Here is a 25,503-nt window from a genome sequence, read left to right as displayed (position 1 = left end):
GATTAAAACAGGTTGGAATTTTATTCGGGTTGAAAGGGTTGTGCGCCAGCAATGGTAAGAAAATGCAGCCCCGAAGGTATTATGCACGACACTGAAATTTTGGAAGGCAGGAAACAAATTGGCTGACAGCCCGTTGATTGAATTCAGGAATGTTAATTTCTCCTATGGCACCCGGCCTGTTCTGAAAGGTGTCGATATGAGCATGTCCCGGGGGCAGGTGATTGCCATCATGGGGGGTAGCGGATCAGGCAAGACTACGCTGCTGCGCCTGATTGGCGGCGAAGTCAGCCCGTCTGCGGGCTCTGTCAGTGTGGCAGGTCAGACTGTGCATGAACTGAGCCGGGATGAGCTGTTCAGGCTGCGGCGCAAAATGGGCATGCTGTTCCAGTTTGGTGCCCTGTTCACGGATTTGTCGGTATTTGACAATGTCGCTTTTCAGATGCGCGAACATACCGATTTACCCGAGTCAATGATTCGGGATCTGGTGCTGATGAAGTTACACGCTGTCGGGTTGCGTGGTGCGCATCATCTGATGCCGGCCCAGCTTTCCGGTGGGATGGCACGACGTGTGGCATTAGCACGCTCGATCGCGCTGGATCCCATGCTGGTGATGTTTGATGAGCCGTTTGCCGGCCTGGATCCGATTTCGTTAAGTGTTGTGGGTGGCTTGATCCGTCGTTTGACCGATACGCTCGGCATGACTTCCATTCTGGTGACGCATGATGTTCAGGAGTCGCTGCAGATTGTCGATTATGTTTATTTTCTGGCGGATGGCGTGATTACCGCGCATGGGACACCGGATGAGGTGCGCGAATCAAAAGTACCGTTTGTTCATCAGTTTGTGCATGGTGAAACAGATGGCCCGGTACCATTTCATTATCAGGCACAGACGTATTCGCAGGATCTGGGTATAGGTGTGATGAAAAGTGTCTGATCGAATTCTGGCGGTATGAATAACAGGAATTACCGGTTTGGTTAAGCAGCTTAAAGTCTTTATTGAATCAGTTGGTCACAGGGTAGTCGACAGCATTTGGCGACTCGGGTATGCGACCCGGTTTATATTGCTGGTTCTGTTGAAATCTGTCCCCGGTTTTCTGCGTTTCCGCCTGATTACACGTGAGATTTATTTTGCCGGTGTCCTGTCGCTCATCATTATTCTGGTATCCGGGCTGTTTGTCGGTATGGTGCTGGGTTTGCAGGGCTATGAAACCCTGCAGAAATTTGGATCCGAATCTGCTGTGGGGACGCTGGTGGCATTGTCTCTCGTGCGAGAGCTGGGCCCTGTCATCGCTGCATTACTGTTTGCCAGCCGTGCCGGTTCGGCCATGACAGCTGAAATCGGTTTAATGAAGGCAACTGAGCAGCTGGCTGCCATGGGAATGATGGCAATTGATCCGATTGCACGTATCATCGCGCCCAGATTCTGGGGGGGGGTGTTTTCCATGCCGCTGCTGGCAGCAATGTTCTCTGTTACAGGCATATTTGGCGGGTATCTGGTGACAGTGGTTTTTATCGGTGTGGATGAAGGATCTTTCTGGTCCCAGATGCAGAGCGCAGTTGATTTCCGTTATGACATTGTGAACGGCGTCATCAAAAGCGGTTTCTTTGGGGTGGTGGTAACAGCCATCGCTGTGTTTGAAGGGTTTGATGCACCCCCCACAGCGGAAGGTGTATCGAGAGCAACGACTCGTACAGTGGTCACTTCTGCACTTGCAATTCTTGGGCTGGATTTCGTTCTAACTGCGTTTATGTTCAGAGGAGTAAGTTGATGCAACGAACCATGATGGATTTTTGGGTGGGGCTGTTCGTCATGGCAGGTATCGGTGCATTACTGATACTTGGGCTAAAAGCGGGGAATCTGACTGATTTCCAGCCGGAGGGGAGTTACAGGCTGGTGGGAAATTTTGAGAATATTGGTGGCCTGAAGGTAAGAGCGCCCGTAAAAAGTGCGGGTGTGGTGGTAGGGCGGGTGGCGGATATTCAGTTCAGTACACAAACCTATGATGCCGTGGTCACTATGAAGGTGGATACGCATTACCAGTTCCCGAAAGATACTTTTGCCAGTATTTTGACATCCGGGTTGCTGGGCGAGCAATACGTCGGGCTATTGCCGGGAGGGGATGAAGAGATGCTCAAGGATGGTGAAAAAATCATGAAAACCAACTCGGCTATTGTGCTTGAGGATATGATCGGGCGTTTTCTGTTCGATAAGGCTTCAGAAAAAAAGGATACTGATCCAAAAATTTGAAACAGGTGATAAATATGAAAATATCCATTGGTAACTTTATTTTATTGTCATTGCTGGCGATTGCGCTGCCTGTAGCGGCACAAAACTCGTCACCGGATGCCCTGATCAGAAGTACGGTTGATGAAGTGGTGACTATCCTGAAACAGGATGACGGGATCAGAGAGGGGAATCAGGACAAGGTATTAAATCTTGTCCGGGAGAAAATACTGCCCCATTTCAACTTTACACGTATGACGCAGCTGGCAATGGGCAAGAACTGGTCTCAGGCAGATCAGGAACAGAAAAAATCGCTGGTAAAGGAATTTCGTACGTTGCTGGTGAGGACCTATTCCAATTCGCTGACAACATACCGTGATGAAGTCATCAAGGTAACCCCGACTAATATTGGCCCGCAGGATACAAAAGCGACGGTTAAAACCCTGGTGATTCAGGGAGGGGGAAAGCAGTCTGTCCCAATTGACTACGCCATGGAAAAAAATGAGAACACCTGGAAGGTATACGATGTGACTGTTTCCGGAGTTAGCCTGGTTACCAATTATCGGGGAACTTTTAACAGCCAGATCAAGAATGGGGGGGTAAATGGTCTGATTGCCGCGCTTGCGGAGAAAAATATGTCTGTACGGGGAAAATAAGGTGGCAGCCGGAAAGACGGATGCACATATCCGTTTGGAGGGCCCCCGGCTTTTAGTTGGCGGCCCGGTAACTTATGATACGGTGACCGGTATCGCCCGTGCGGGTGAAGCGGCAATTAAAACCAGTGCTGTACTGGTTGATCTGGCGGAAATTACGCAGGTGGATTCCTCGGCCGTCAGCATGTTGCTGGAATGGGTGCGCAAAGCACAGGCCTATGGTCAGAAGATCAGATTTATCAATCTGCCGGTAAACCTGGCAAGCCTGGTTGAGTTATACGATGTGAATGATCTGATCCCGGTTGCCGGTCCGGGCGAGCTTCTCTGATTTCGTGCCGCAGCGACACCGTGGAACACTCTGATTCTGTCACTGTTCAATGACTCCGGCTATCGAGGTACAGCAACTCAGCAAACGTTATGGCAAGCTGATTGCACTGGATAATCTTGATCTGACGGTGCAGCCGGGGGAATTTTTTGCACTGCTGGGTCCAAACGGAGCGGGTAAAACCACATTAATCAGTATCCTGGCAGGTTTGACCCGAGCCAGCCAGGGGACAGCCAGCATCATGGGATACGATGTATTGACCGAGTATTCCGAAGCCCGGAAAAGATTGGGAGTGGTGCCACAAGAGCTGGTGTACGATCCTTTTTTCACTGTACGTGAAATGCTGGTGATCCAGTCAGGTTACTTCGGAATTAAACGAAATGATGCCTGGATCGATGAGATTCTGCAGCACCTCGATCTTTCTGATCGGGCCCATACCAATGTGCGTGCGCTGTCAGGCGGTATGAAACGGCGTTTGCTGATTGCGCAGGCGCTGGTGCATAAACCGCCGGTCATCATCCTGGATGAACCCACCGCAGGGGTGGATGTGGATTTACGCCAGAGCTTATGGCAGTTCATCCGGCAACTCAATCTTGAAGGTCATACGGTTGTGCTGACCACGCATTATCTGGAAGAAGCCGAGGCGCTGTGTAACCGCGTAGCAGTGCTCAAGCAGGGAAGAATCGTGGCGCTCGACAGTATGCATAGCCTTGTGCGCAGCACCAGGGACTATACATTGGAATTGCGTTTATCCACCGACATCTTGCCACCCGGGTTAACTATATGGCCAGGTAAGCATAATGGTTGTCTGCATAGTCTGAAAATAAAGGAATACACCGAGATTGAAACAATACTGGCGATATTGCGTCAGTCCGGAATACAGGTGCTTGACATGCAGCTGCTCCAGCCAGACCTGGAGACAGTGTTCATGAAAATTACGGGATCTGATGCAGCGGGTGATTCATGATTGGCTTCTATACCCTGTTTTATAAAGAGTTGTTACGTTTCTGGAAAGTCAGTCTCCAGACTATACTGGCGCCGGTTTTATCCAGTCTGCTTTATCTGCTGATTTTTTCACACGTATTGTCAGCGCGCGTTGAGGTTTATGACGGTGTTCCTTATACCGGTTTCCTGATCCCGGGACTGGTCATGATGGCTGTTTTACAAAATGCTTTTGCCAATTCATCTTCCAGCCTGATTCAGTCGAAGATAACCGGAAATCTGGTATTTATTCTGCTGTCGCCGCTTTCCTATCTGGAAATTTTTCTGGCTTATGTCAGTGCTTCCACGTTGCGTGGGCTGATTGTCGGTCTGGGAGTATATGCGGTAGCCGCCTGGTTCTATTCATCACCATTGCAATCAATACTCTGGGTGGTTTTATTTGCATTGCTTGGCAGTGCTCTGCTGGGCGTGCTGGGTATGATCGCCGGGATTATGTCAGACAAGTTTGATCAGCTGGCGGCATTCCAGAATTTTATCATTCTTCCATTGACGTTTCTTTCCGGGGTGTTTTATTCCATCCACTCTCTGCCGCCAATATGGCAGTTTTTATCACATTTCAACCCGTTTTTTTACATGATTGATGGTTTCCGCTACGGCTTTTTTGGTGTCTCCGACATTTCACCCTATATCAGCGTGATCGTTGTATTGTGCTGTCTTGCAGTCATGTCAGGCTGGACATTGTGGATGCTGAAGAGCGGCTACAAAATTCGTTCGTAAATATTTTGATATTCGGGAAATACAGGAGTAAATATGGTTACAGCAGAATCAATCGAACATTCAATCAAAACTGCGTTACCCTGCACCTGGATCAGGGTGGAGGGGGATGATGGCCATCATTTTGGCGCTATTATCGTCAGTGAGCTGTTTCAGGGTAAGAGTACGGTCAAACAGCATCAACTGGTTTACCAGGCGCTCGGTGAACGGATGCGCGAGGAAATTCATGCGCTATCAATGAAGACCTACACCCCGGAGCAGTGGGAAGCAGCAAAAACATCGAGCTGACAAATCCATAACACCTCCATGTAACACACCCTGATTGACCACCCGGATGGACGAGATATCCGGCAAACAGGCCAGTCAGTAAATCTGCTGCTCTGTCAGGCGCTGTACAAGTGCGACATATTGTCGCACTTGTACAGCCGATCTCTTGAAAAATAATCTTTTTCTTTTATAAATTTCCATTTTTTTCAAATGGTTATCCTGTTTTTCTGAAACTGGAAGGCCTTCATTTTTTAGCAGGTGTGACAATTTGTCGCATTGTTATCCGCTTATGCCAGTCAGATAATATTTCCCAGCTGTTTGTCATCCTCGTTAAAAAACAGTTGCTGCAGATATTACCTGTCGCCATCTTTTACAGATTATTGAGAAGGTAGGGTGGGTTCTGGTATCACAGCAGATCAATCGCCTGGTTTTGATAAATAAAAGGGTAAATACATGAAGAAACGCAAACTGGAATTATCATTATTTTCATTAGCAATAACGATGTTATTGGGGATCGGGCAGGAAACATCTGCACATACTCGTTTTGAAACCGGAACAGTAAGCGAAGGTGTCAGAATCACGAATAACGTGGTGATTGGGCATCCCTGCGGAACCAATCCTGTGATTGGGACTTCTGTTGTGTTTCCGGATGGTGCTGATTCAACCGTTTTAATTGACGGCCAGCCTCAAGGTAATCTGTTGACAGATTTTATATCAAACTGGAGTGATAGCATTCGACCTTTGCTGAGTCGCGCGGCTTTTGATTACGTAAAACCCAAGCAGGATGCAGCCAAAAAAGTTGTCGGGTTCTGGGCAGCGGGCGGCCCGGGGATGCCGGAAGGAATGGTGGCTTATGTTCCTTTCCGGTTGAATGCAGTTAACATCGCGAAGAGTTCTTGTGCGAAAAGTGTAACCTTCCAGGTATCTATTGTTGATATTTGCCAGATCACAGGCCCTGGCGGATTGCAGACAGAGGGTGTAGTGGATCTGTGGACACATAACGATCTGGGCACAATTTATGACAGTAAAGCAGAGGGAGGGCCTGCTCCATTGAAGATAACCCGTAACCTGACCGCCAACCCGTTACCTGAGTCGTGCGGCCAGGGAGTCGATGTAACAGTCAAACCTTCTGCAGCCCAAATTAACCGTGATATGCCTATTGTTTATGAGGGAAAGCAGATCTGGCCCAGCAAATCAGGGAAAAAGCGTTCACTGCAGTTGAAATAAACCAGCCGTAACGGGTTACTGCTCAGAGCTGTTTTATCACACTGAAGTTGCCAGAGCCGGTTTTTATTCAGCGAATGGCCCTGAACGGAACCCGCGTTTAATCTTCCTCCCCACTTTTCAATCTATCCTGTCCGGTCAAGCCTCATACAGCGGACTGACCGGATACTCTAAAGCTTCCTTGATTGCGGCAAGAGACAGGACAGCTTCGCGTCCGTCAATAATGCGGTGATCATAGGAAAGTGCCAGATAGTTCACCGGCCGGATTACGATCTGGCCGTTCTCCACCACCGGACGTTCTTTGGTGGCATGAATGCCAAGAATAGCGCTTTGGGGTGGGTTGATGATCGGTGTTGAGAGCATTGAGCCAAATACGCCCCCATTGGTAATGGAAAAAGTCCCACCTGTCAGTTCTTCTATCGTGAGCTTGCTATCCTGTGCCCGTTTAGCCAGATCAGCAACCTGTTTTTCAATTTCAGCAAAGCTGAGTTTGTCGGCATCACGGATGATCGGGACAACCAGCCCCCGTGGACTGGCCACGGCAATACCAATGTCGTAATACTCGTGGTAAATAATGTCATTTCCATCCACCGATGCGTTGATGATAGGGAATTTCTTGAGGGCTGCAACGGCAGCCTTGACGAAAAATGAGGTAAAGCCAAGTTTGACGCCATATTCCTTTTCAAAGCTGGTTTTGTAGCGGGTGCGCAAATCCATGATTGCCTGCATATTGACTTCATTGAAGGTGGTCAGAATGGCTGCCGTAGATTGGGATTGCACCAGCCGTTCAGCAATGCGCATGCGTAAACGTGTCATGGGGATGCGTTTCTCCATTCGCCCCGATTCTGTTATCTGATTAGCTGCTGATGAAGAAGTACCGGTGGTCTGGGTTGTGCTGACGACCTGGTCAGTTTTCGAATCAGGTTGCTGACTGGAAGAAGTGCTGGTAGTGATATTTTTAATATGATCCAGCACATCTTCTTTAGTGATACGTCCGCCACGGCCTGTGCCGTGAATTGCAGCAATTTCCTCTGCAACAAGGTTATTCTCTTCTGCTGCTTTTCTGGCTGCAGGCATCAGGAGTTGCATAACATCTGCGGGGGGTGTCACAGATTCTGCTGTTTCCGGTTGCTGCGCAGTGGCTTTCGTTTCTTTGGCCGCAGTATCGATGCGGGCGATGAGTTCTCCGCTGATAACAGTAGCACCATCACCTTTGATAATTTCAGCAAGCACTCCGGATTGCGGGGCAGGGAGCTCCAGAACAACTTTATCGGTTTCAATATCAATCAGGTTTTCACCCCGTTCGACATGATCGCCCTGCCGTTTGTGCCAGTTAATCAATGTGGCTTCCGCTACTGATTCCGATAATGCAGGGACTTTGATTTCGATCAGCATAGTGAACTCTCCTGAGTTTTTTCAGATTGTGTCGCGAAATGCAGCTTCGATCAGCTGCTTCTGCCTGAGCCTGTCCATTGCCAGATAACCGACTGATGGTGAAGCGGAAGAGGGGCGGAGCGCGTAGCCGAGGGTCTGGTCGGGTCGCATGTGCCGTAACAGATAATGCTGGATACGGTGCCAGGCGCCCTGGTTGCCCGGTTCTTCCTGACACCAGAGAATTTCTCTGGTGTGGCTGTACTGATCTATCTGGGCCTGAAAATCTGCATGCGGGAAAGGGTAAAGCTGTTCCAGCCGGATGATTGCCATGTTGGTGACAGCATGTTCACGCCGGTAGGCGATCAGTTCGTAATATATTTTTCCACTGCAGATAATCAGCCGTTTTATCTTGTCTGTTTCAAGTGATTCTGTTTCGGGGATGATGGGCTGGAAATGGCCGTCAGCCAGTTCGTTTAGCGATGATGTGGCTTCCTTGTGGCGCAGCATGCTTTTGGGTGACATAACGATTAGTGGCTTACGTATCGGTCGGATAATCTGGCGCCGCAGCAGATGGAAAATCTGTGCCGGCGTGGAAGGGACACATACTTGAATGTTGTATTCAGCGCATAACTGCAGATAGCGCTCCAGACGGGCAGATGAATGTTCCGGCCCCTGTCCTTCATAACCGTGGGGCAGCAGCAGCACCAGACCGCACAGGCGCCCCCATTTTGCTTCCCCTGAAGCAATAAACTGATCAATGACCACTTGAGCGCCATTGGCGAAATCTCCAAACTGCGCTTCCCAGATGACAAGCTCATCCGGCTGGGCTGTGGCATAGCCGTATTCAAAGCCCAGTACCGCTTCTTCCGACAGGATTGAATCAATAATGACAAAATCGGACTGCCTGGGGGAAATGTGGCGCAAGGGAACGTAGATACCATCCTCCCACTGATCCTGTTCGCGGTTCTGGTCGTGCAGGACAGCATGGCGATGGAAGAAAGTACCGCGTCCGCAATCCTGCCCGGAAAGGCGAACAGGGCAACCTTCTTTCAGCAGGGCCGCATAGGCGAGATTTTCAGCCATCCCCCAATCCAGCGGCAAGCTGCCTTCACCCATTTTCTGACGATCTTCGATAATTTTCTCAACTCTTGGGTGTAGCTTGAATGTGGCGGGAATAGTAGTCAGGCGTTCTGACAGATATTGCAGGTCTTCAACAGCCATTCCGGTTTTTACCGGTTGACTCCAGTTTTCAGAAATCAGGAAGGGTGCCCAGTTGGCTGTATTGGGGGATTTGTAGTCATAGCAGATAGTCGCATTGGGGTTGCGCCCTTCATCCATGGCTTCCTGATAGGCATTCATCATGTTTTCCACTTCGGCTTCTGTAATGATGCTCTGGCGGACAAGCCTGTCAGCATACAGTTTACGGGTGCCCGGGTGCTGGTGAATGACGCGGTACATTGAGGGCTGGGTAACCATTGGCTCATCCTGCTCGTTATGTCCCTGTTTACGGAAACAGACCAGGTCAATCACGACATCTTTATGAAACTGCATGCGGAAATCAAATGCAATTTCTGTTGCCAGCACCACTGCTTCAGGATCATCTCCGCTGACGTGCAGAACCGGTGCTTCAATCATCTTGACGACATCGGTGCAATACAGGGTTGAGCGACTGTCGCGCGGGTCTGATGTGGTGAAGCCGATCTGGTTGTTGATGATGATATGGATGGTTCCGCCTGTGCCATAACCGCGTGTTTGTGACAGATTCAGCGTTTCCATCACGACACCCTGTCCGGCGAAGGCAGCATCTCCGTGGATCAGCACCGGGATGATCTGGTCTCCATTCCTGTCACCATAGCGATGTTGCCGGGCACGTACTGAACCTTCCACTACCGGGTTGATAATTTCAAGGTGTGACGGATTGAATGCCAGTGCCAGGCGCGTGATACCGCCCGGGGTCATGACTGCAGAGGAAAATCCCTGGTGATATTTGACGTCCCCTGATGTCAGGGTTTGCGGATTTTTGCCTTCAAATTCCTGGAACAGTTCGGAAGGCATTTTCCCCAGCGTGTTGACCAGGACATTCAGGCGGCCACGGTGTGCCATTCCCATGACAATTTCCAGTGCGCCTGCAGTGCCGGCGTGCTGCAGCAGCTTGTCCAGTAATGGAATCAGGCTTTCGTTACCTTCTCCGGAAAAGCGTTTCTGGCCGACATAACGGTTGTGCAGATATTTTTCCAGCCCTTCTGCCGCAGTGAGCCGCTCAAGAATATGGTGCTTGTATTCAGCTGTGAAGCTGGGCTGTGCATTGATGGATTCCAGCCGGTTTTGTATCCAGCGTTTTTGTCTGGTATCGGCGATATGCATGTACTCGGTACCAATACTGCCGCAGTAGGTTTGCTGCAGCCGATGCAGAATTTCGCGCAGACTGGCGTGGTCGGGACCAACCAGCGATCCGGTATGGAATACCTTGTCCATATCTGTATCAGCCAGTCCATGGAATGCCGGATCGAGCTCGGGAATATCCTGTTTCTGCTGCAGGCCGAGCGGGTCGAGATTGGCTCTGCGCACACCCAGAAAACGGTATGTGTTGATCAGCTGCAGCACGGCCACCTGCTTGCGCTCCTGTACCTCAATATCAGAAGGCTGTTCGGTTGCCTGTCTGATAGAGGTTTCAGTCAGAGGTGATTGCCGCCGGGTGGCAGAACGTACCAGTGATTCAACAATAGGTGTATGGGAAATATCTCGTGTAGAGATGGTTCCCGTTGGCTGCAGAGAATCAAAATATTGACGCCATTGATCCGGGACTCCGGATGGATCTTCCAGATAATGTTCGTAGAGCATTTCAATGAATGCTGCATTCGCACCGAACAGTTTGGAATCTTCTAAAAGTTGTTTTATCACGGTAGCCACCTGAGTCTGCGAAATCACAGCAATATTTTTCAGATCGCCGGAAGACTGAACAACTGGCAAGTGAAAAACATCAGCAAGGTTAACTGCACTTGCCAGTTGCTGCAGATCTGATTACAAGCCCTGTGCCGGCCTGGCAAGGCCGTTGCGGTTGCGGTTGTTATGGTACATCTCTGCGAGGGGCACCAACGTACAATTGGCGGGGCCTGCCTATTTTCTGTTCCGGATCGGAAATCATTTCATTCCACTGAGCAACCCAGCCAACGGTGCGGGCAGTAGCAAAAATGGCAGTAAACATGGATGTTGGAATGCCCAGCGCACGTTGCACAATCCCCGAGTAAAAATCAACGTTGGGATACAGTTTCTTGCTGATGAAATAATCATCTTCCAGGGCAATTTTTTCCAGCTCCAGTGCCAGCTTGAACAGGCGATCATTGTGTAATCCCAGCTCATCCAGAACTTCGTGACAGGTTTCACGCATCAGCGTTGCCCGTGGATCAAAGTTTTTGTAGACGCGGTGACCAAATCCCATCAGCCGGAAAGGATCATTTTTGTCTTTAGCCCGGGCAATGTATTCGCTGATACGTGAAACATCGCCAATCTGTTCCAGCATGTTGAGGCAGGCTTCGTTTGCACCGCCATGTGCCGGACCCCATAAACAGGTAATCCCGGCCGAGATGCAGGCAAACGGGTTTGCTCCGCTTGAGCCGGCCAGGCGAACAGTTGAGGTGGAGGCATTCTGCTCGTGATCAGCATGCAGAATCAGGATGCGATCCAGTGCTCTGACGATAACCGGATTGGGCTTGTACTTTTCGGCCGGTGTGGCAAACATCATGTGCAGGAAGTTTTCCGTGAAATCCAGATCATTGCGTGGATAGATGAAAGGCTGGCCGATATTGTATTTATAGGCAATCGCCGTGATTGTCGGTAATTTGGCGATCAGGCGGAATATGGACTGCTCGCGATGCTGGGCATCAGATACATCCATGGCATCGTGATAAAAGGCCGACAATGCCCCGACCACGCCAACCATAACAGCCATGGGATGGGCATCACGGCGAAATCCACTGAGAAATTTGATCAGTTGTTCATGCAGCATCGTATGGCTTTTAATGCTGTCCACAAATTGTGTTTTCTGATCAGGAGACGGTAATTCACCGTTTAACAGCAGATAACTGACTTCCATAAAATCACAACGGGTAGCCAGTTGCTCAATGGGGTAGCCGCGGTACAGCAGAACACCTTTGTCCCCGTCAATATAGGTAATGGCTGATTTGCAGCTTGCTGTCGACACAAAACCGGGATCATAGGTAAACATGCCGTTTTGCGAATGCAGCGAGCGAATATCAATAACGTCAGGGCCTTCATTACCGGACAAAATGGGTAGTTCAATCACTTGCCTGCCTTCACCCAGTGATAACGTGGCAACTTTTTGTGGGGGCATAATTTTCTCCATTGATCCTGTATTTAAATTTTTTTCGTGGATGTCTGATCTGCGAGGTGATTTTCCTGTAACAGCGTCAATACGGGTTGAAACGGATCGTCCGGTATTTCTGCATTGCGGATAATCCTGCTCCACAGGTCATGATCGGGGAGCAGCAGTAATGCTTCAAACAATGTAAGCCGGTGTTCATCCAGCTGCTCGTAGTGGTTATCCATAAAGCGCTGCAGAATGATGTCCAGCTCCAGCATGCCGCGGCGACAGCGCCAGCGCATGCGGGTTGGGTTATTCATACTGTTTTGTTCAGCATCATGGCTTTTATGCTTTCTATTGCGGCGGTGGGGTTCAGTCCCTTGGGGCAGGCATCAACACAATTCATGATGGAATGGCAACGGAACAAACGGTATGGATCTTCCAGATCGTCCAGTCGTTCAGAAGTGGCCTGATCCCGGCTGTCGGCCAGAAAACGATAAGCCTGCAGCAGGCCGGCCGGCCCGATAAATTTATCGGGGTTCCACCAGAATGACGGACAGGCTGTGGTGCAGCAGGCGCATAGAATACATTCATAGAGCCCGTCCAGCTGAGCGCGCTCTTCCTGAGATTGCAGTCGCTCGGTTTCCGGTGGCGGGTCATTGTTAATCAGATAGGGCTTGATCGAATGATATTGCTTGAAAAACTGGCTCATATCGACGATCAGATCCCGAATGATCGGTAATCCCGGCAAAGGTCGGATTTCCACCGGCTCGCGCAACCCGGCAAGCGGAGTGATACACGCCAGTCCGTTGCGGCCATTGATATTCATGGCATCGGAACCACAGACACCTTCCCGGCAGGAGCGCCGCAGACTAAGACTGTCATCAATGGTTTTGATGCGTATCAATGCATCCAAAAGCATTTTATCCGTGGGCTCAAGCGCTACATCATAATCCTGCATGTATGGCTTTCCATCCTTGTCCGGATCATAACGGCTAATCGAAAACAGCATAACGCACTCCTTTTTCCGTTTGTTGCAGTCTGGTTATAAAAACACCCTGATCGGGGAAAGAAAATGATGTTTTTATGACATTACCCAGGGGGGAAGGTTAGCAATATATCAGGATTCCACTCAACCTTTCATGCCGGGTTCATTTTGCCTGATGAATCTGTTTGTCTGATGATGAATTGCTTGACTTGTTCAGTATCTACAGCCATGCGTTCAAAACGTTGCGGCAAGCTTTCCAGATCGTCATATCCTGCGGGCCGTTGCGGCTCAAAACCCACCGCTTCCCGGATGCTGTCAGCAAATTTGGCTGGCAGTGCGGTTTCCAGACAGACCAGCGGGATATCCGGTTCACGTAATTCCATACCAACTTTTAGTCCATCTGCAGTATGCGTATCAATCAGGGTATTAAATTTACGATAGGTTTCGCGGATGGTATGAATACGGGCGGTGTGGCTGCTGGTTCCTGAAGTGATACCGAAATCAGCAATTTTTTTCCATAGATCAGTGTTGGAAAGATCAAATGCACCGCCCTGATCAACTGATTTCCAGAGTGTTTTAACTTGTCCGGCATCGCGCCCGGTCAGATCAAAAATGAATCGTTCAAAATTAGAGGCCTTGGAGATATCCATGGAGGGGCTGCTGGTTTGTTTTGTTTCCGCAGTTGAACGGGGGCGATACAGGCCCGTGCGGAAAAATTCATCCAGTACATCGTTTTCATTGGTGGCCAGAACCAGTTTCCTGACTGGCAGGCCCATCATGCGAGCAACATGGCCGGCAAAAATGTTGCCGAAATTGCCGGAAGGAACAGAAAAAGAAACTGTCTCACCGCTGGAGCGGGTAACCGCAAAATAAGCCTTAAAGTAGTAAACCACCTGGGCAGCAATTCGTGCCCAGTTGATCGAGTTGACCGCGCCGATCCGATATTTTTGTTTGAATGTCTGATCGTTACTGACTGCTTTGACGATATCCTGGCAATCATCAAATACGCCTTCGATCGCAATATTGAAGATATTGTTATCCTGTAACGAGAACATTTGTGCTGTCTGGAAAGTGCTCATTTTTCCATAAGGTGACAACATGAATACGCGGATTCCCCGCTTCCCGCGCATGGCATATTCCGCACTGGAGCCGGTATCCCCGGAAGTTGCGCCCAGGATATTCAATTCTTCGCCACGCTTTGTGAGGACATATTCAAACAGGTTGCCCAGAAATTGCATGGCCATGTCCTTGAACGCCAAAGTGGGGCCGTTGGACAGATGCAGCAGATACAGTCCGGGCTCGAGCATCTGGACGGGTGTGATCTCCTTGCTGCCAAAAATATCAGATGTGTAGGTGCGCGCAATGAGTGTGTGCAAATCACCAGCCGGGATATCGTCCATAAAGCGTGACAGAATCTCGAATGCCAGCGATGGATAGTCCAGCGGCCGCCAGGATTCGAGCGTGGCCGGGCTGATTTCGGGATAGACCTCCGGCATGGCCAGCCCGCCATCAGGAGCCAGGCCGGTCAGCAGTATTTCAGTAAATGTTTTGGGCGACATACCGCCCCGAGTTGAGAGATAACGCATATAAACCTGTGATAAGCGGGGTACAAAACAGCCGGGTATTCCGGTCCTGGTGAAGGCGTGCCAACTCCGCGAGGATGCAGAGGATGAATCAGGCCCTGATGTAAGGAAAACGCTTAACTGCCGAGTTCTTCAAGCCGGATTCGAATAATTTTATCAGCCATGGCGGGGAGGCTCTGGATTTTTTCAATAGCCGTGTTGATGTTTTTTTCTCTGGTCTTGTGCAACAGCATGATGATATTGACCTTATCTTCTTTATCCGCATGCTCTTTCTGAATCATGGCGCTGATAGAGATATGGCTGTCTGCCAGGATGCGTGTAACGTCAGCCAGCACGCCTGACTTGTCCCGCACCTGGAACCGCAGGTAATAAGCTGTTTCAACATCCTCCATCGGGACGATGGGTGTATCGGACAGCAGTTCCGGCAGGAATGCCAGCACGGGCACCCGGTGCTCCGGACTGGAAGTGAGCAAGCGTGTCACATCAACCAGATCAGCGATGACTGCACTGGCGGTAGGCTCCGCACCGGCTCCGGCACCGTAGTAAAGTGTTGGCCCCACTGCATCACCTTTTACGATGATCGCGTTCATGACGCCTTCAACATTGGCGATCAGCCGTTTGACCGGAATCAGCGCCGGGTGGACACGCAGTTCAATTCCGCTGGCGGTGCGTTTGGTAATACCCAGCAGTTTGATGCGATAGCCGAGTTCTTCCGCATAGCGGATATCATCATTGGCCAGTTTCGTAATCCCTTCAATGTAGGCCTGGTTGAATCGTACCGGGATACCAAAGGCAAGGGCGGACATGATGGTGATTTTATGTGCGGCATCAATCCCTTCAATATCGTAAGTCGGATCAGCTTCGGCATAGCCCAGTTTCTGTGCTTCAGCCAGAACGGTGGTGAAATCCAGTCCTTTGGAGCGCATTTCGGACAGGATGAAGTTGCTGGTTCCGTTGATGATGCCGGCGATCCATTCGATGTGATTGGCTGCCAGGCCTTCACGCAGAGCTTTAATGATGGGAATGCCGCCCGCTACTGCGGCTTCGAATGCAACAATGACGTTATGTTGTTGTGCCGCAGCGAAAATTTCATTGCCATGAATGGCCAGCAGGGCTTTGTTGGCAGTAACGACATGTTTACCGTGAGCGATGGCTTCAAGGATGGCCTGTTTGGCAATGGTCTGCCCTCCCATCAGTTCGACGACGATATCAATTTCCGGATGTCTGGCAACCTCAAGCGCATCGGCAGTCACAATGACATCATCCCCTGCCGTCAGACGACGAACTTTCTCCTGATCCAGATCCGCGATCATGCGGACAATGATACTGCGGCCGGTTCGGCGGGTAATTTCCTGCTGGTTGCGTTTCAAAACGGTATAAGTGCCGCCGCCAACGGTGCCGACACCGAGCAGCCCTATGTGAATTGGCTTCATAACAAGATTGATTGATGCATCAGTGAAAGTAAACAGCAGATTATATACGGAATAAAGCGAGGCTAGTCGGTACCCGCTTCGTTCCCGTTTCTTCCGGTGACGGAATCAGCGATGGTGGCGAATGCGGTAGCGGTCGAGAAATCGTGCGATCCGGCCGATGGCTTCTGTCAGATCATCGCTGTTCGGCAAAAATACAATGCGGAAATGATCAGGTTGCGGCCAGTTGAATCCGCTCCCCTGCACGATGAGTACTTTTTCTTCCAGCAGTAAATCCAGCGCAAATCGTTCATCATCTTCTATCGGGTAATAGTCGGAATCAAGCCGTGGAAACAGGTACAGTGCGCTTTGAGGTTTGAAGCAGGTCACCCCGGGGATATCGGTGAGCAGTTTCCAGGCCAGATCGCGCTGTCGTTTCAGCCGGCCGGTAGGCATGGTGAGATCATGTATGCTTTGATAGCCCCCCAGCGCAGTCTGGATGCCAAATTGCGATGGGACATTGGCACACAACCGCATGGATGCCAGCATGTTAAGCCCGGTAATGTAATCCCGTGCATGGGTTTTGTTGCCGGAAACAACAGCCCAGCCGGAGCGGAAACCGGCCGCACGGTAGTTTTTGGATAAACCGTTGAACGTGACGAATAAAACATCGTCAGCCAGCGAGGCTACCGAGGTATGGCTGGCAGAGTCGTAGAGGATCTTGTCGTAGATTTCGTCGGCAAAAATGATCAGATTGTTACGCCGGGCGATTTCGATAATGTTACGCAGCAGATCATCCGGATACAGTGCGCCGGTTGGATTGTTGGGGTTGATGATAACGATAGCTCGCGTTCTGCTGCTGATTTTGGCCTGTATCTCTTCCGGATCAGGTAACCAGTCTGATTGCTCATCGCAGACGTAATGTCGTGCAACTCCGCCGGCAAGTGAAATCGCCGCTGTCCATAACGGATAATCCGGTGAAGGAACCAGTACCTCATCACCATTTTCCAGCAGCGCCTGTGTGGCCAGCATGATCAGTTCCGATACGCCGTTTCCGATGTAAATATCATCCATCTGTACATTGGCGATATTTTTTTCCTGCGTGTAATGCATGATGGCTTTACGGGCGGCGAATAATCCCTTTGAATCACAATAACCGGATGCGGCGGAAAGATTGCGAATGACATCCTGCAAAATTTCATCCGGTGCTTCGAAACCGAAGGAAGCGGGGTTGCCGATATTGAGCTTGATGACGCGATGGCCTTCATCCTCCATTTGTTTGGCGCGATCAAGAACCGGACCCCGTATGTCATAGCAGACATTGTCGAGTTTGCTGGATTTTTTGATGGGTTGCATGGACGTAATGAGATGTTCGGTACGAAAAAAGCATACCATGTTACGCTAATCCCGGTTGGGGTGAAAATGACCGGTTAAACCGGCTGTATCACTTGCTTCGGGTCAAATAAATCATTTTGTCATGAGGGTTTTCATGAAGCTGCATCTCTCGGATCACTCCGGTCTGAACATGTTTTCCGGCTATGGAGAAGGCTACGTTGCCGTCAATCAGGTAAGGTATACGGATAACATGATCGTTCTGCCAAATCAGCTTATCGAACACTGGCAGGCGGACAGTATCAGCCGGTTGGGTATGGAGCATTTTGAAGCGCTGCTGGCTGTACAGCCGGAAATCATTTTGCTTGGCACAGGAACATCGCTGCAGTTTCCCGATGTATCGCTGATGAGAATGATACTTTCGCGTGGAATCGGGTTTGAAGTGATGGATACGCAGGCAACCTGCAGAACCTACAATATTCTGTCATCAGAAGGCAGGCATGTGGCGGCTGCAATACTGATTTGACCTGCTGGTGAACAACAGTTTGAAATTTAACGGAGGGTAAGTTATGGCTGATCATTCTGACTGTATTTTGTGGCTGGATCAGGTCGGTATGGGTGATGTGGCAAGAGTGGGAGGTAAAAATGCCTCGCTGGGAGAAATGATTGGGAATCTTGCCCGCGCCGGAGTGAAAGTTCCCGGTGGATTTGCCACGACAACGCATGCTTACCGGGAATTTCTCAAAAATAATGATCTGGGTGATCGTATCAGCCAGAAACTATCGACGCTGGATGTAGACGATGTGGAAGCATTGGCAGCCACCGGCAAGCTGATCCGCTCCTGGCTGCTTGCTGCGCCGTTGCCGGACAGCCTGTTGAAAGCTGTCACCGGAGCCTACCGGCAACTGGTTTCCGAGATGGGTAACGAAGTGTCCTTTGCTGTGCGTTCCTCCGCAACAGCGGAGGATCTGGCAGATGCTTCCTTTGCCGGCCAGCAGGAGACGCTGCTGAACGTGCAGGGACTGGAAAATCTGATTGATGCTATCAGAAGGGTATTTGCTTCTCTCTACAACGACCGGGCCATTGCTTACCGGGTACATCACGGATTTCATCATGATCAGGTGTTTTTGTCTGCGGGTGTACAAAGAATGGCGCGCAGTGACCGGGGTGCCAGTGGCGTAATGTTTACACTGGATACGGAATCCGGTTTCCGGGATGTGGTGTTTATTACCTCTGCTTACGGTCTGGGAGAAACCGTTGTACAGGGGGCAGTCAATCCGGATGAATTTATTGTGTACAAGCGTAATCTTGAAGCAGGGTTGCCCGCCATCCTTTCGCGCCGGATGGGTACTAAAGCGGTCGAGATGATCTACAGTGATGAGCAGGCCGGGCAGATGACTGAGGTGCGGCCGGTATCGCCAGACCGGAGTCAGTGTTTCAGTCTGTCGGATGGGCAGATTGAATCACTGGCGCGACAGGCAGTGATTATCGAGCAGCACTACAACCGCCCGATGGATATTGAGTGGGCACTCGATGGTATTGATGGAGAGATTTATATTGTGCAGGCCCGCCCTGAAACGGTGAAAAGCCGCGCTGAGCAGTCGGTTGAGCAGTTTCGCCTGAATGAGCGCGGGCAGGTGCTGGTACAAGGGCGCGCAATCGGTCAGAAAATCGGGCAGGGCAGGGCACGGGTTATTCTGAGTGCCGGGCAGATGTCGGAAGTTCAGCCAGGCGATGTTCTGGTGACGGATATGACCGATCCCGACTGGGAACCGATCATGAAGCGTGCTGCAGCGATTGTGACCAATCGTGGCGGGCGTACCTGCCATGCGGCGATTATCGCGCGGGAACTGGGTATTCCTGCGGTGGTCGGGTGTGAGCAGGCAACCGCGAAAATCAGTAATGGCCATGTGGTAACCGTATCCTGTGCTGAAGGAGATGCCGGTTTCGTTTATGAAGGGTTGCTTCCTTTTCAGCGCTTTAGTTCAGAGGTAGGTAAATTACCTGAGTTGCCTGTCAAAATGATGCTGAATATTGGTAATCCGGCACAGGCGTTTACATTCTCGCAGCTGCCAAATCATGGGGTGGGGCTGGCACGACTGGAATTCATCATCAACAATATTATCGGTATTCATCCCAGAGCATTGCTGGAATTCGATACGTTGCCCGAAGATCTGAAAGCATCGATCAGGAAACGAATAGCGGGTTATCCGGATCCGGTATCTTTTTATGTTGAAAAACTGGCGGAAGGGATTGCCACGCTGGCAGCTGCTTTTTATCCACATCCCGTGATCGTGCGTTTATCTGATTTCAAATCTAACGAATACGCCAACCTGATTGCGGGTGACCGTTTTGAACCCCGTGAGGAAAATCCAATGATCGGGTTCCGTGGCACGTCGCGTTATCTTGCCGATACTTTCCACGCCTGTTTTGAGCTGGAATGTCGGGCTTTGCGCAAAGTGCGTGATGAAATGAAATTCACCCACGTTGAGGTAATGGTTCCTTTCTGCCGCACGCTGGAAGAAGCGCAACAGATTACGGCGTTGCTGGCAGCTAACGGGTTGAAGCGTGGAAGCAATGGACTACGCCTGATCATGATGTGTGAAATTCCTTCCAATGCGGTGCTGGCTGAGGAGTTTCTTGAATATTTTGACGGATTTTCGATTGGATCAAATGACATGACTCAGTTGACACTCGGATTGGATCGTGATTCCGGGCTGGTTGCCCATTTGTTTGATGAACGTAATCCGGCGGTCAAGCGGTTGCTGAAAATGGCGATCGATGCCTGTCGCAAACAGGGGAAATATATTGGTATCTGCGGCCAGGCGCCTTCCGATTATCCGGATTTTGCCCGCTGGCTGGTTGAGCAGGGTGTCAGCAGCCTGTCACTTAACCAGGATACGGTAGTGGATACCTGGCTATATCTGGCTGGCGGGGAGCCGTAACGTGATGCTGCAGCGGAGTGTTTTTTTCTTGTCAGATCGTACAGGGATAACGGCAGAAACACTTGGCCACAGTCTGCTGACGCAATTCGATGGAATCGAATGGAAAAAGCGTTATGCCGCTTTCATGGACAGTGCGGCCAAAGTGCAGGTAATCGTTGAACAGATCAATGCCGCTGCAGAACAGGAAGGGAAGCCGCCACTGGTGTTCAGTACCTTGCTTGATCCGGTTGTTCTTGCTTCTGTCCGCCGGGCAAACTGCGTGCTGTTTGATTTTTTTGAGATATGTCTGGGGCCGCTGGAAGCGGCATTACAGCAACCTCCCGTACGCACGCCGGGGCGTTCCCATGTTCTCAGGCAGGACGCTTCCTACTTCCGGCGCATTGCGGCAATCCAGTATGCGCTCAACAGTGATGACGGTGCTAATACCAGGTTGCTTTCTGATGCTGATGTAATATTGGTGGGAGTTTCGCGTACCGGTAAAACGCCGGTGTGTGTCTATCTGGCTTTGCAGTATGGAGTGCTCGCGGCCAATTATCCGTTTACGCCGGAAGATATGGGGGTAATGCAGCTTCCCCCGCTATTGCAGCCGATGCAAAAAAAACTGTTTGGGCTGACGCTCAGTCCGGCACGACTTCAAACAATACGCGAAGAACGCTATCCTGGCAGTCATTATGCTTCGTTTGCTGAATGCCAGCGCGAGCTGCAATGGCAGAACGAGTTGTACAGACAGTGTGATATCCCTTCCATCGACACAACGAGTGTGTCAATAGAAGAGATCAGTGCATCCATTATTGACCGTGCCCATCTGGAAAGGCGTCAGTACGGAACCTGATACCGCCAATCAGCTACTGACCCGGTAATGCTGTCCAGCTTTAGATTCTGACTGATTTCCAGTATCTGGATTTCCAGTAGGAATCATCCAGTTCAGATATGGTCACACCTTTTCTGGTTGAAACATGCAGGAATTGCCTGCTTTCGAGGTAAATTCCCACATGTTGTGAATGCCTGCTGGTTCTGAAGAAAACCAGATCACCCGGTTTTAGCCTGCTTTGGTCAACTTCGTGACCGAGGGTTGCTTGTGAAAGCGCCGTTCTGGGCAATGAGAGGCCAAATTCTGCCTCGTAGATAATTTTGACAAATGCCGAGCAATCTATTCCTGAGTGATCTGAGCCACCCAGTCTGTAACGTACCCCTTGCCATTCCTGATACCGGCTGTACAGACGATCCCGTACAAAGTACGAATAGGGATCATTTTCTGCTGTTTCTTTGGGGAGAATAAGCTCGGGCTTATGCCAATGACGTGAAACTTCTGTCTGGTTTGATTCTTTCGGGATGGAACTGCATCCCACTGCCATGCCAGCGCTGAGCAACAGAATGACAATGTGTTTTGAGGACATACTTTCAATTCGTGTTGTTGAAACGGGAACCGAGTATAACAAGAAAATTATGCTGATGTGGAGTAATAAAGGTTGGTTTTAGCCGGATATTCAGATTTTGCGATTATGTCATTGTATTTCAGGTTATTATTTATGATCTGTTTGTATTTGATTTGTTTGTGGTTTTTTCCCAGGTGTTGCGTAAGGATGCAGTACGATTGAATACCGGTTTTCCCGGCCTGGTGTCTGCCAGGTCAGCCACAAAATAGCCGTAGCGTTCAAACTGAAAGCGCTGCTCAGCGCGCGCCTCGTTTAAAGCCGGTTCAACGTAGCCAGTAATGATGTGTTTGGAATCAGGGTTAAGAGAAGCTTTGAAATCCTTTCCCTCCGCATCAGGGTATGGGTCACTGAACAGGCGGTCATACAGTCTGATTTCTGCAGTGCTGGCACGGGTGGCTGACAACCAGTGGATATTACCGCGCACCTTGCGGGTTTCAGCTCCGGCAGTACCGCTTTTGGTATCAGGGTCATAAATACAGTGGATTGCCAGGATTTTTCCCGTGTCGTCCTTGACAACATGGGTACATTTTACGATGAATGCATAACGTAGCCGCACTTCGGCGCCTGGTGACAGGCGGAAAAAGCCTTTACCTGGTGTTTCCATAAAATCTTCCCGGTCAATGTAAATCTGTTTCGTCAGTATCAGTTCGCGTGTGCCCGATTCAGGTTTTTGCGGGTGATTGGGGGCGTAACAAACTTCTTCATGCCCTTCTGGAAAATTATCAATGATCAGCAGCGCCGGATCGAGTACGGCAATGCGGCGTAAGGCTGATTCATTAAGATCTTCACGCAGGCAATCTTCCAGGATGGATATATCAATCCAGGAATCCGCTTTGCTGATGCCGATACGTTCCGCAAACAGACGGATAGATTCCGGTGTATAGCCCCGGCGGCGCAACCCGGCCAGTGTATTCATGCGTGGATCGTCCCAGCCGTCCACCAGTCTGTTTTCCACCAGATCGATCAGTTTACGCTTGCTCATTACGCTGTAGGTCAGGTTCAGCCGTGCAAATTCAATCTGCTGCGGATGGCAGGGAACTTTCCCGGTGAGCTGGTCCAGTACCCAGTCGTACAGTGGACGATGATCTTCAAATTCCAGCGTGCAGAGCGAGTGAGTGATCCGTTCCAGTGCATCAGAAATGCAATGGGTGTAATCGTACATCGGATAGATGCACCATTTATCGCCGGTGCGCTGGTGGTGAATATGGCGGATGCGGTAGATGACCGGATCGCGCAGATTGATATTGGGAGAAGCCATATCAATTTTGGCGCGCAACACATGTGCCCCATCCGGGAATTCGCCTGCGCGCATGCGCCGGAACAGGTCGAGATTTTCTTCTGCCGGACGGTCACGATAAGGGCTGTTTATACCGGCCTCAGTCAGGGTTCCGCGCAATCTCCTGATTTCTTCCGCCGGCAGGCTATCCACATACGCTTTTCCCTGCGTGATCAGGTATTCCGCAAATTCGTATAGCTGGTCAAAATAATCAGAAGCAAAATAGAGATGTGTTTTCCAGTCAAAACCCAGCCAGTGCACTGATTCAATAATGGCATCGACGTATTCCTGAGCTTCCTTTTCAGGGTTGGTATCGTCGAATCGCAGATGGCAGATTCCGTTGTATTCCCGGGCAAGTCCAAAATTCAGGCAAATACTTTTAGCATGACCGATATGCAGATAACCATTTGGCTCGGGGGGGAAGCGTGTTTCCACACGTCCGTTCCATTTACCGGTACGGTTGTCTTCCTCGATGATGTTGCGAATAAAGTGAGTTGGGGTTGCTGGCGTATTCACAAATATTTTTCAGTTGATTTCAGCAGAAGATTGATTGATGTGCCGGGATGGGTGGCAATGTAAAGAATGAGAATGTGTATGCGCATTTAACCTGCTGCCGTAAATAAACACAAACAGTTTACCAAGCTCGTTAAACCGGGCCGGGTAAAGCCACTATAATACACGCTGATTGGGCGTGCGGCGGTGACTCTAGGGCTGCTGCGCCATCCGGCACGAAAACAGAGAAATTTTATATCAATAAAAATTACCGAAAACTTGGAATAAATATGACCCAGGAAGATATACCCGGTATTTCCCAGGATGAAAACAGTCTCATCGCGGAACGCCGTTCCAAACTGACTGCGTTGCGAGAGATCAGTAATGCTTTCCCGAATGATTATCGCCGGGACAGTCTGGCTCGTGATCTGCATGAGAAATATGATGGCTGTCCCAGAGAAGAACTGGAAAGCAGTCAGGTAAAGGTAAAAATTGCCGGGCGCATGTTGTTCAAGCGCGTGATGGGGAAGGCAAGTTTTGCAACGATTCAGGACATGAGTGGACGGGTGCAGCTCTATATTTCCAATGATCATACCGGGGAATCCGCTCACGAAGCATTCCGGCATTATGACCTGGGCGATATTCTCGGAGCGGAAGGTGTGTTGTTCAAAACCAGGACGGATGAATTGTCGTTGCGGGTGACACAGCTGCACCTTCTGACCAAATCCCTGCGTCCGCTGCCGGAAAAATTTCACGGCCTGACCGATCAGGAACAGAAATACCGGCGGCGCTACCTCGATCTGATTACCAATGAAGAGGCACGCAAGGTATTTGCTGTTCGCTCGAAAATCATCCAGGCGGTTCGTGAATTTCTCGTCAGCCGCGGGTATCTCGAAGTTGAGACCCCCATGATGCACTCCATCCCTGGCGGTGCGACTGCGCGGCCTTTCGTCACTCATCATAATGCACTGGATATGTCGCTGTATCTGCGCATTGCGCCGGAGCTTTATCTGAAACGGCTGGTCGTGGGCGGTATGGAAAAAGTATTCGAAATCAACCGTAATTTTCGGAATGAAGGTATATCCACCCGTCATAACCCCGAATTTACCATGTTGGAGTTTTATGAAGCCTATCAGGATCACAATTACCTGATGGAGCTGACGGAATCCATGCTGCGCGAAGTTGCACTGAAGGTGCTGGGAACCACCCGTATCATCTGTCAGCAGCGTGAAATGGATCTTGCCCGGCCTTTTGCCCGACTGACTGTCACGCAGGCCATTCTGAGATACCACCCTGAATATTCTGAAACGCAGCTTAACAGCAGGGATGAGTTGATCAAAATTTTGCAGGCGAAGGGAATCGGATTCAATCCCGGCAGCGGAACCGGCGGCCTGCAGCTCGCTCTGTTCGACGAAACGACCGAGCATCTGCTGTTTGAGCCGGTATTTATCATTGATTATCCGGCCGAGGTTTCTCCGCTGGCACGCCGTAACGATGCCAATCCGGAAATTACGGATCGTTTTGAACTGTATATTGCCGGGCGGGAAATCGCGAACGGGTTTTCCGAATTAAACGATCCTGAAGACCAGGCCGCTCGCTTCCTGGAGCAGGCCAGAGCAAAAGAGGCGGGCGATATGGAAGCAATGCACTATGACGCTGACTATATCCAGGCGCTGGAATACGGTCTGCCGCCAACAGCAGGTGAGGGAATCGGTATTGATCGACTGGTGATGCTGCTGACCGATTCTCCAAGCATCCGTGATGTTATTCTGTTCCCGCAGCTGCGCAAGGAAGACTGACGGCAGCTGCCGGTTCCAGCCTGTTTTCAGAGAGCAGCCCGGACTGATATCACTCCAGAGCTGCTCAAGCACAAAGTGTGATTGCCGATGTGGTAATTTCCGCATCGAATCATGGAGCTTGCTATGTCTGATTGCCCGG

At 50.3% G+C, this 25,503-nt stretch carries 23 protein-coding genes; 13 read left to right on the top strand and 10 right to left on the bottom strand.

Going from position 1 to position 25,503, the window contains the following annotated elements; translation table 11 throughout:
* Nucleotides 1-118 precede the first annotated feature (118 nt).
* The 9 genes from IT527_RS02185 to IT527_RS02145 all read left to right on the top strand — a co-directional run bounded on the left by IT527_RS02185 (nt 119) and on the right by IT527_RS02145 (nt 6,412).
* Nucleotides 119-934, top strand: coding sequence for an ABC transporter ATP-binding protein (locus IT527_RS02185; RefSeq protein WP_292965936.1), 816 nt, complete (start codon nt 119-121; stop codon nt 932-934).
* Nucleotides 935-971: 37 nt separating this feature from the next.
* Nucleotides 972-1,769, top strand: coding sequence for a lipid asymmetry maintenance ABC transporter permease subunit MlaE (gene mlaE, locus IT527_RS02180; protein ID WP_292965933.1), 798 nt, complete (start codon nt 972-974; stop codon nt 1,767-1,769).
* The gene (gene mlaD / locus IT527_RS02175; protein ID WP_292965930.1) at nt 1,769-2,248 is read left to right on the top strand and encodes an outer membrane lipid asymmetry maintenance protein MlaD; all 480 of its coding nucleotides are present in this window, start codon (nt 1,769-1,771) and stop codon (nt 2,246-2,248) included. The genes mlaE and mlaD overlap by 1 nt, the downstream gene beginning before the upstream one ends.
* 14 nt (nt 2,249-2,262) lie before the next feature.
* Nucleotides 2,263-2,880 (top strand): ABC transporter substrate-binding protein, encoded by a 618-nt coding sequence (locus IT527_RS02170; protein ID WP_292965927.1) that lies wholly within the window; start codon nt 2,263-2,265, stop codon nt 2,878-2,880.
* Nucleotide 2,881: 1 nt separating this feature from the next.
* Entirely contained in the window at nt 2,882-3,205 is a 324-nt protein-coding gene (locus IT527_RS02165) for an STAS domain-containing protein (RefSeq protein WP_292965924.1), read from the top strand.
* 49 nt (nt 3,206-3,254) lie between these two features.
* Nucleotides 3,255-4,169: an ABC transporter ATP-binding protein gene (locus tag IT527_RS02160; RefSeq protein WP_292965921.1), complete on the top strand. Its 915-nt coding sequence runs from the start codon at nt 3,255-3,257 to the stop codon at nt 4,167-4,169.
* Complete coding sequence (locus tag IT527_RS02155; RefSeq protein ID WP_292965918.1) at nt 4,166-4,921, top strand: ABC transporter permease; 756 nt, start codon at nt 4,166-4,168, stop codon at nt 4,919-4,921. The genes IT527_RS02160 and IT527_RS02155 overlap by 4 nt, the downstream gene beginning before the upstream one ends.
* Before the next feature lie 33 nt (nt 4,922-4,954).
* On the top strand, nt 4,955-5,206 hold the full coding sequence (locus tag IT527_RS02150; protein ID WP_292965915.1) for a BolA/IbaG family iron-sulfur metabolism protein: 252 nt from the start codon (nt 4,955-4,957) through the stop codon (nt 5,204-5,206).
* A 432-nt stretch (nt 5,207-5,638) separates the two neighbouring features.
* Nucleotides 5,639-6,412, top strand: a complete 774-nt coding sequence (locus IT527_RS02145) for a hypothetical protein (protein ID WP_292965912.1) — start codon at nt 5,639-5,641, stop codon at nt 6,410-6,412.
* 135 nt (nt 6,413-6,547) lie between these two features.
* Here IT527_RS02145 and odhB read toward each other — a convergent pair whose 3' ends face one another.
* The 8 genes from odhB to IT527_RS02105 all read right to left on the bottom strand — a co-directional run bounded on the left by odhB (nt 6,548) and on the right by IT527_RS02105 (nt 17,440).
* Nucleotides 6,548-7,804: a 2-oxoglutarate dehydrogenase complex dihydrolipoyllysine-residue succinyltransferase gene (odhB, locus tag IT527_RS02140; RefSeq protein ID WP_292965909.1), complete on the bottom strand. Its 1,257-nt coding sequence runs from the start codon at nt 7,802-7,804 to the stop codon at nt 6,548-6,550.
* A gap of 21 nt (nt 7,805-7,825) precedes the next feature.
* A complete protein-coding gene (locus IT527_RS02135) occupies nt 7,826-10,684 on the bottom strand; it encodes a 2-oxoglutarate dehydrogenase E1 component (protein ID WP_292965906.1) in 2,859 nt (952 codons plus the stop codon).
* Nucleotides 10,685-10,850: 166 nt separating this feature from the next.
* Complete coding sequence (gltA, locus tag IT527_RS02130) at nt 10,851-12,134, bottom strand: citrate synthase (protein ID WP_292965903.1); 1,284 nt, start codon at nt 12,132-12,134, stop codon at nt 10,851-10,853.
* Nucleotides 12,135-12,157: 23 nt separating this feature from the next.
* On the bottom strand, nt 12,158-12,424 hold the full coding sequence (locus IT527_RS02125; RefSeq protein ID WP_292965900.1) for a succinate dehydrogenase assembly factor 2: 267 nt from the start codon (nt 12,422-12,424) through the stop codon (nt 12,158-12,160).
* Complete coding sequence (locus tag IT527_RS02120; protein ID WP_292965897.1) at nt 12,421-13,116, bottom strand: succinate dehydrogenase iron-sulfur subunit; 696 nt, start codon at nt 13,114-13,116, stop codon at nt 12,421-12,423. The genes IT527_RS02125 and IT527_RS02120 overlap by 4 nt, the downstream gene beginning before the upstream one ends.
* A gap of 128 nt (nt 13,117-13,244) precedes the next feature.
* Nucleotides 13,245-14,678 (bottom strand): threonine synthase, encoded by a 1,434-nt coding sequence (gene thrC, locus IT527_RS02115; RefSeq protein WP_292965894.1) that lies wholly within the window; start codon nt 14,676-14,678, stop codon nt 13,245-13,247.
* 113 nt (nt 14,679-14,791) lie between these two features.
* Nucleotides 14,792-16,108, bottom strand: a complete 1,317-nt coding sequence (locus IT527_RS02110; RefSeq protein WP_292965891.1) for a homoserine dehydrogenase — start codon at nt 16,106-16,108, stop codon at nt 14,792-14,794.
* A 105-nt stretch (nt 16,109-16,213) separates the two neighbouring features.
* Entirely contained in the window at nt 16,214-17,440 is a 1,227-nt protein-coding gene (locus IT527_RS02105; RefSeq protein WP_292965888.1) for a pyridoxal phosphate-dependent aminotransferase, read from the bottom strand.
* A gap of 133 nt (nt 17,441-17,573) precedes the next feature.
* Between IT527_RS02105 and IT527_RS02100 the strand changes: the two genes are divergently transcribed.
* From IT527_RS02100 to IT527_RS02090, 3 genes are read left to right on the top strand one after another with little or no spacing between them, the layout of a single operon-like run.
* A complete protein-coding gene (locus IT527_RS02100; RefSeq protein WP_292965885.1) occupies nt 17,574-17,942 on the top strand; it encodes an Mth938-like domain-containing protein in 369 nt (122 codons plus the stop codon).
* 43 nt (nt 17,943-17,985) lie between these two features.
* On the top strand, nt 17,986-20,361 hold the full coding sequence (gene ppsA, locus IT527_RS02095; RefSeq protein ID WP_292965882.1) for a phosphoenolpyruvate synthase: 2,376 nt from the start codon (nt 17,986-17,988) through the stop codon (nt 20,359-20,361).
* Between the two features lie 4 nt (nt 20,362-20,365).
* On the top strand, nt 20,366-21,193 hold the full coding sequence (locus IT527_RS02090; RefSeq protein WP_292965879.1) for a pyruvate, water dikinase regulatory protein: 828 nt from the start codon (nt 20,366-20,368) through the stop codon (nt 21,191-21,193).
* A 40-nt stretch (nt 21,194-21,233) separates the two neighbouring features.
* On the opposite strand, the gene IT527_RS02085 is transcribed toward IT527_RS02090, so the two are convergent.
* Together IT527_RS02085 and IT527_RS02080 are read right to left on the bottom strand one after the other, a co-directional pair.
* Nucleotides 21,234-21,758: an NlpC/P60 family protein gene (locus IT527_RS02085; RefSeq protein WP_292965876.1), complete on the bottom strand. Its 525-nt coding sequence runs from the start codon at nt 21,756-21,758 to the stop codon at nt 21,234-21,236.
* A gap of 130 nt (nt 21,759-21,888) precedes the next feature.
* Nucleotides 21,889-23,589, bottom strand: a complete 1,701-nt coding sequence (locus IT527_RS02080) for a glutamine--tRNA ligase/YqeY domain fusion protein (protein WP_292965873.1) — start codon at nt 23,587-23,589, stop codon at nt 21,889-21,891.
* A 266-nt stretch (nt 23,590-23,855) separates the two neighbouring features.
* Here IT527_RS02080 and lysS point away from each other — a divergent pair, with 266 nt between their 5' ends.
* Nucleotides 23,856-25,364: a lysine--tRNA ligase gene (gene lysS, locus IT527_RS02075; RefSeq protein ID WP_292965870.1), complete on the top strand. Its 1,509-nt coding sequence runs from the start codon at nt 23,856-23,858 to the stop codon at nt 25,362-25,364.
* Nucleotides 25,365-25,503: the final 139 nt, after the last annotated feature.

The sequence above is a fragment of the Nitrosomonas sp. genome (genome assembly GCF_020852615.1).
Classification (GTDB): domain Bacteria; phylum Pseudomonadota; class Gammaproteobacteria; order Burkholderiales; family Nitrosomonadaceae; genus Nitrosomonas.
This window is presented reverse-complemented; position numbering and strand designations above follow the sequence as displayed.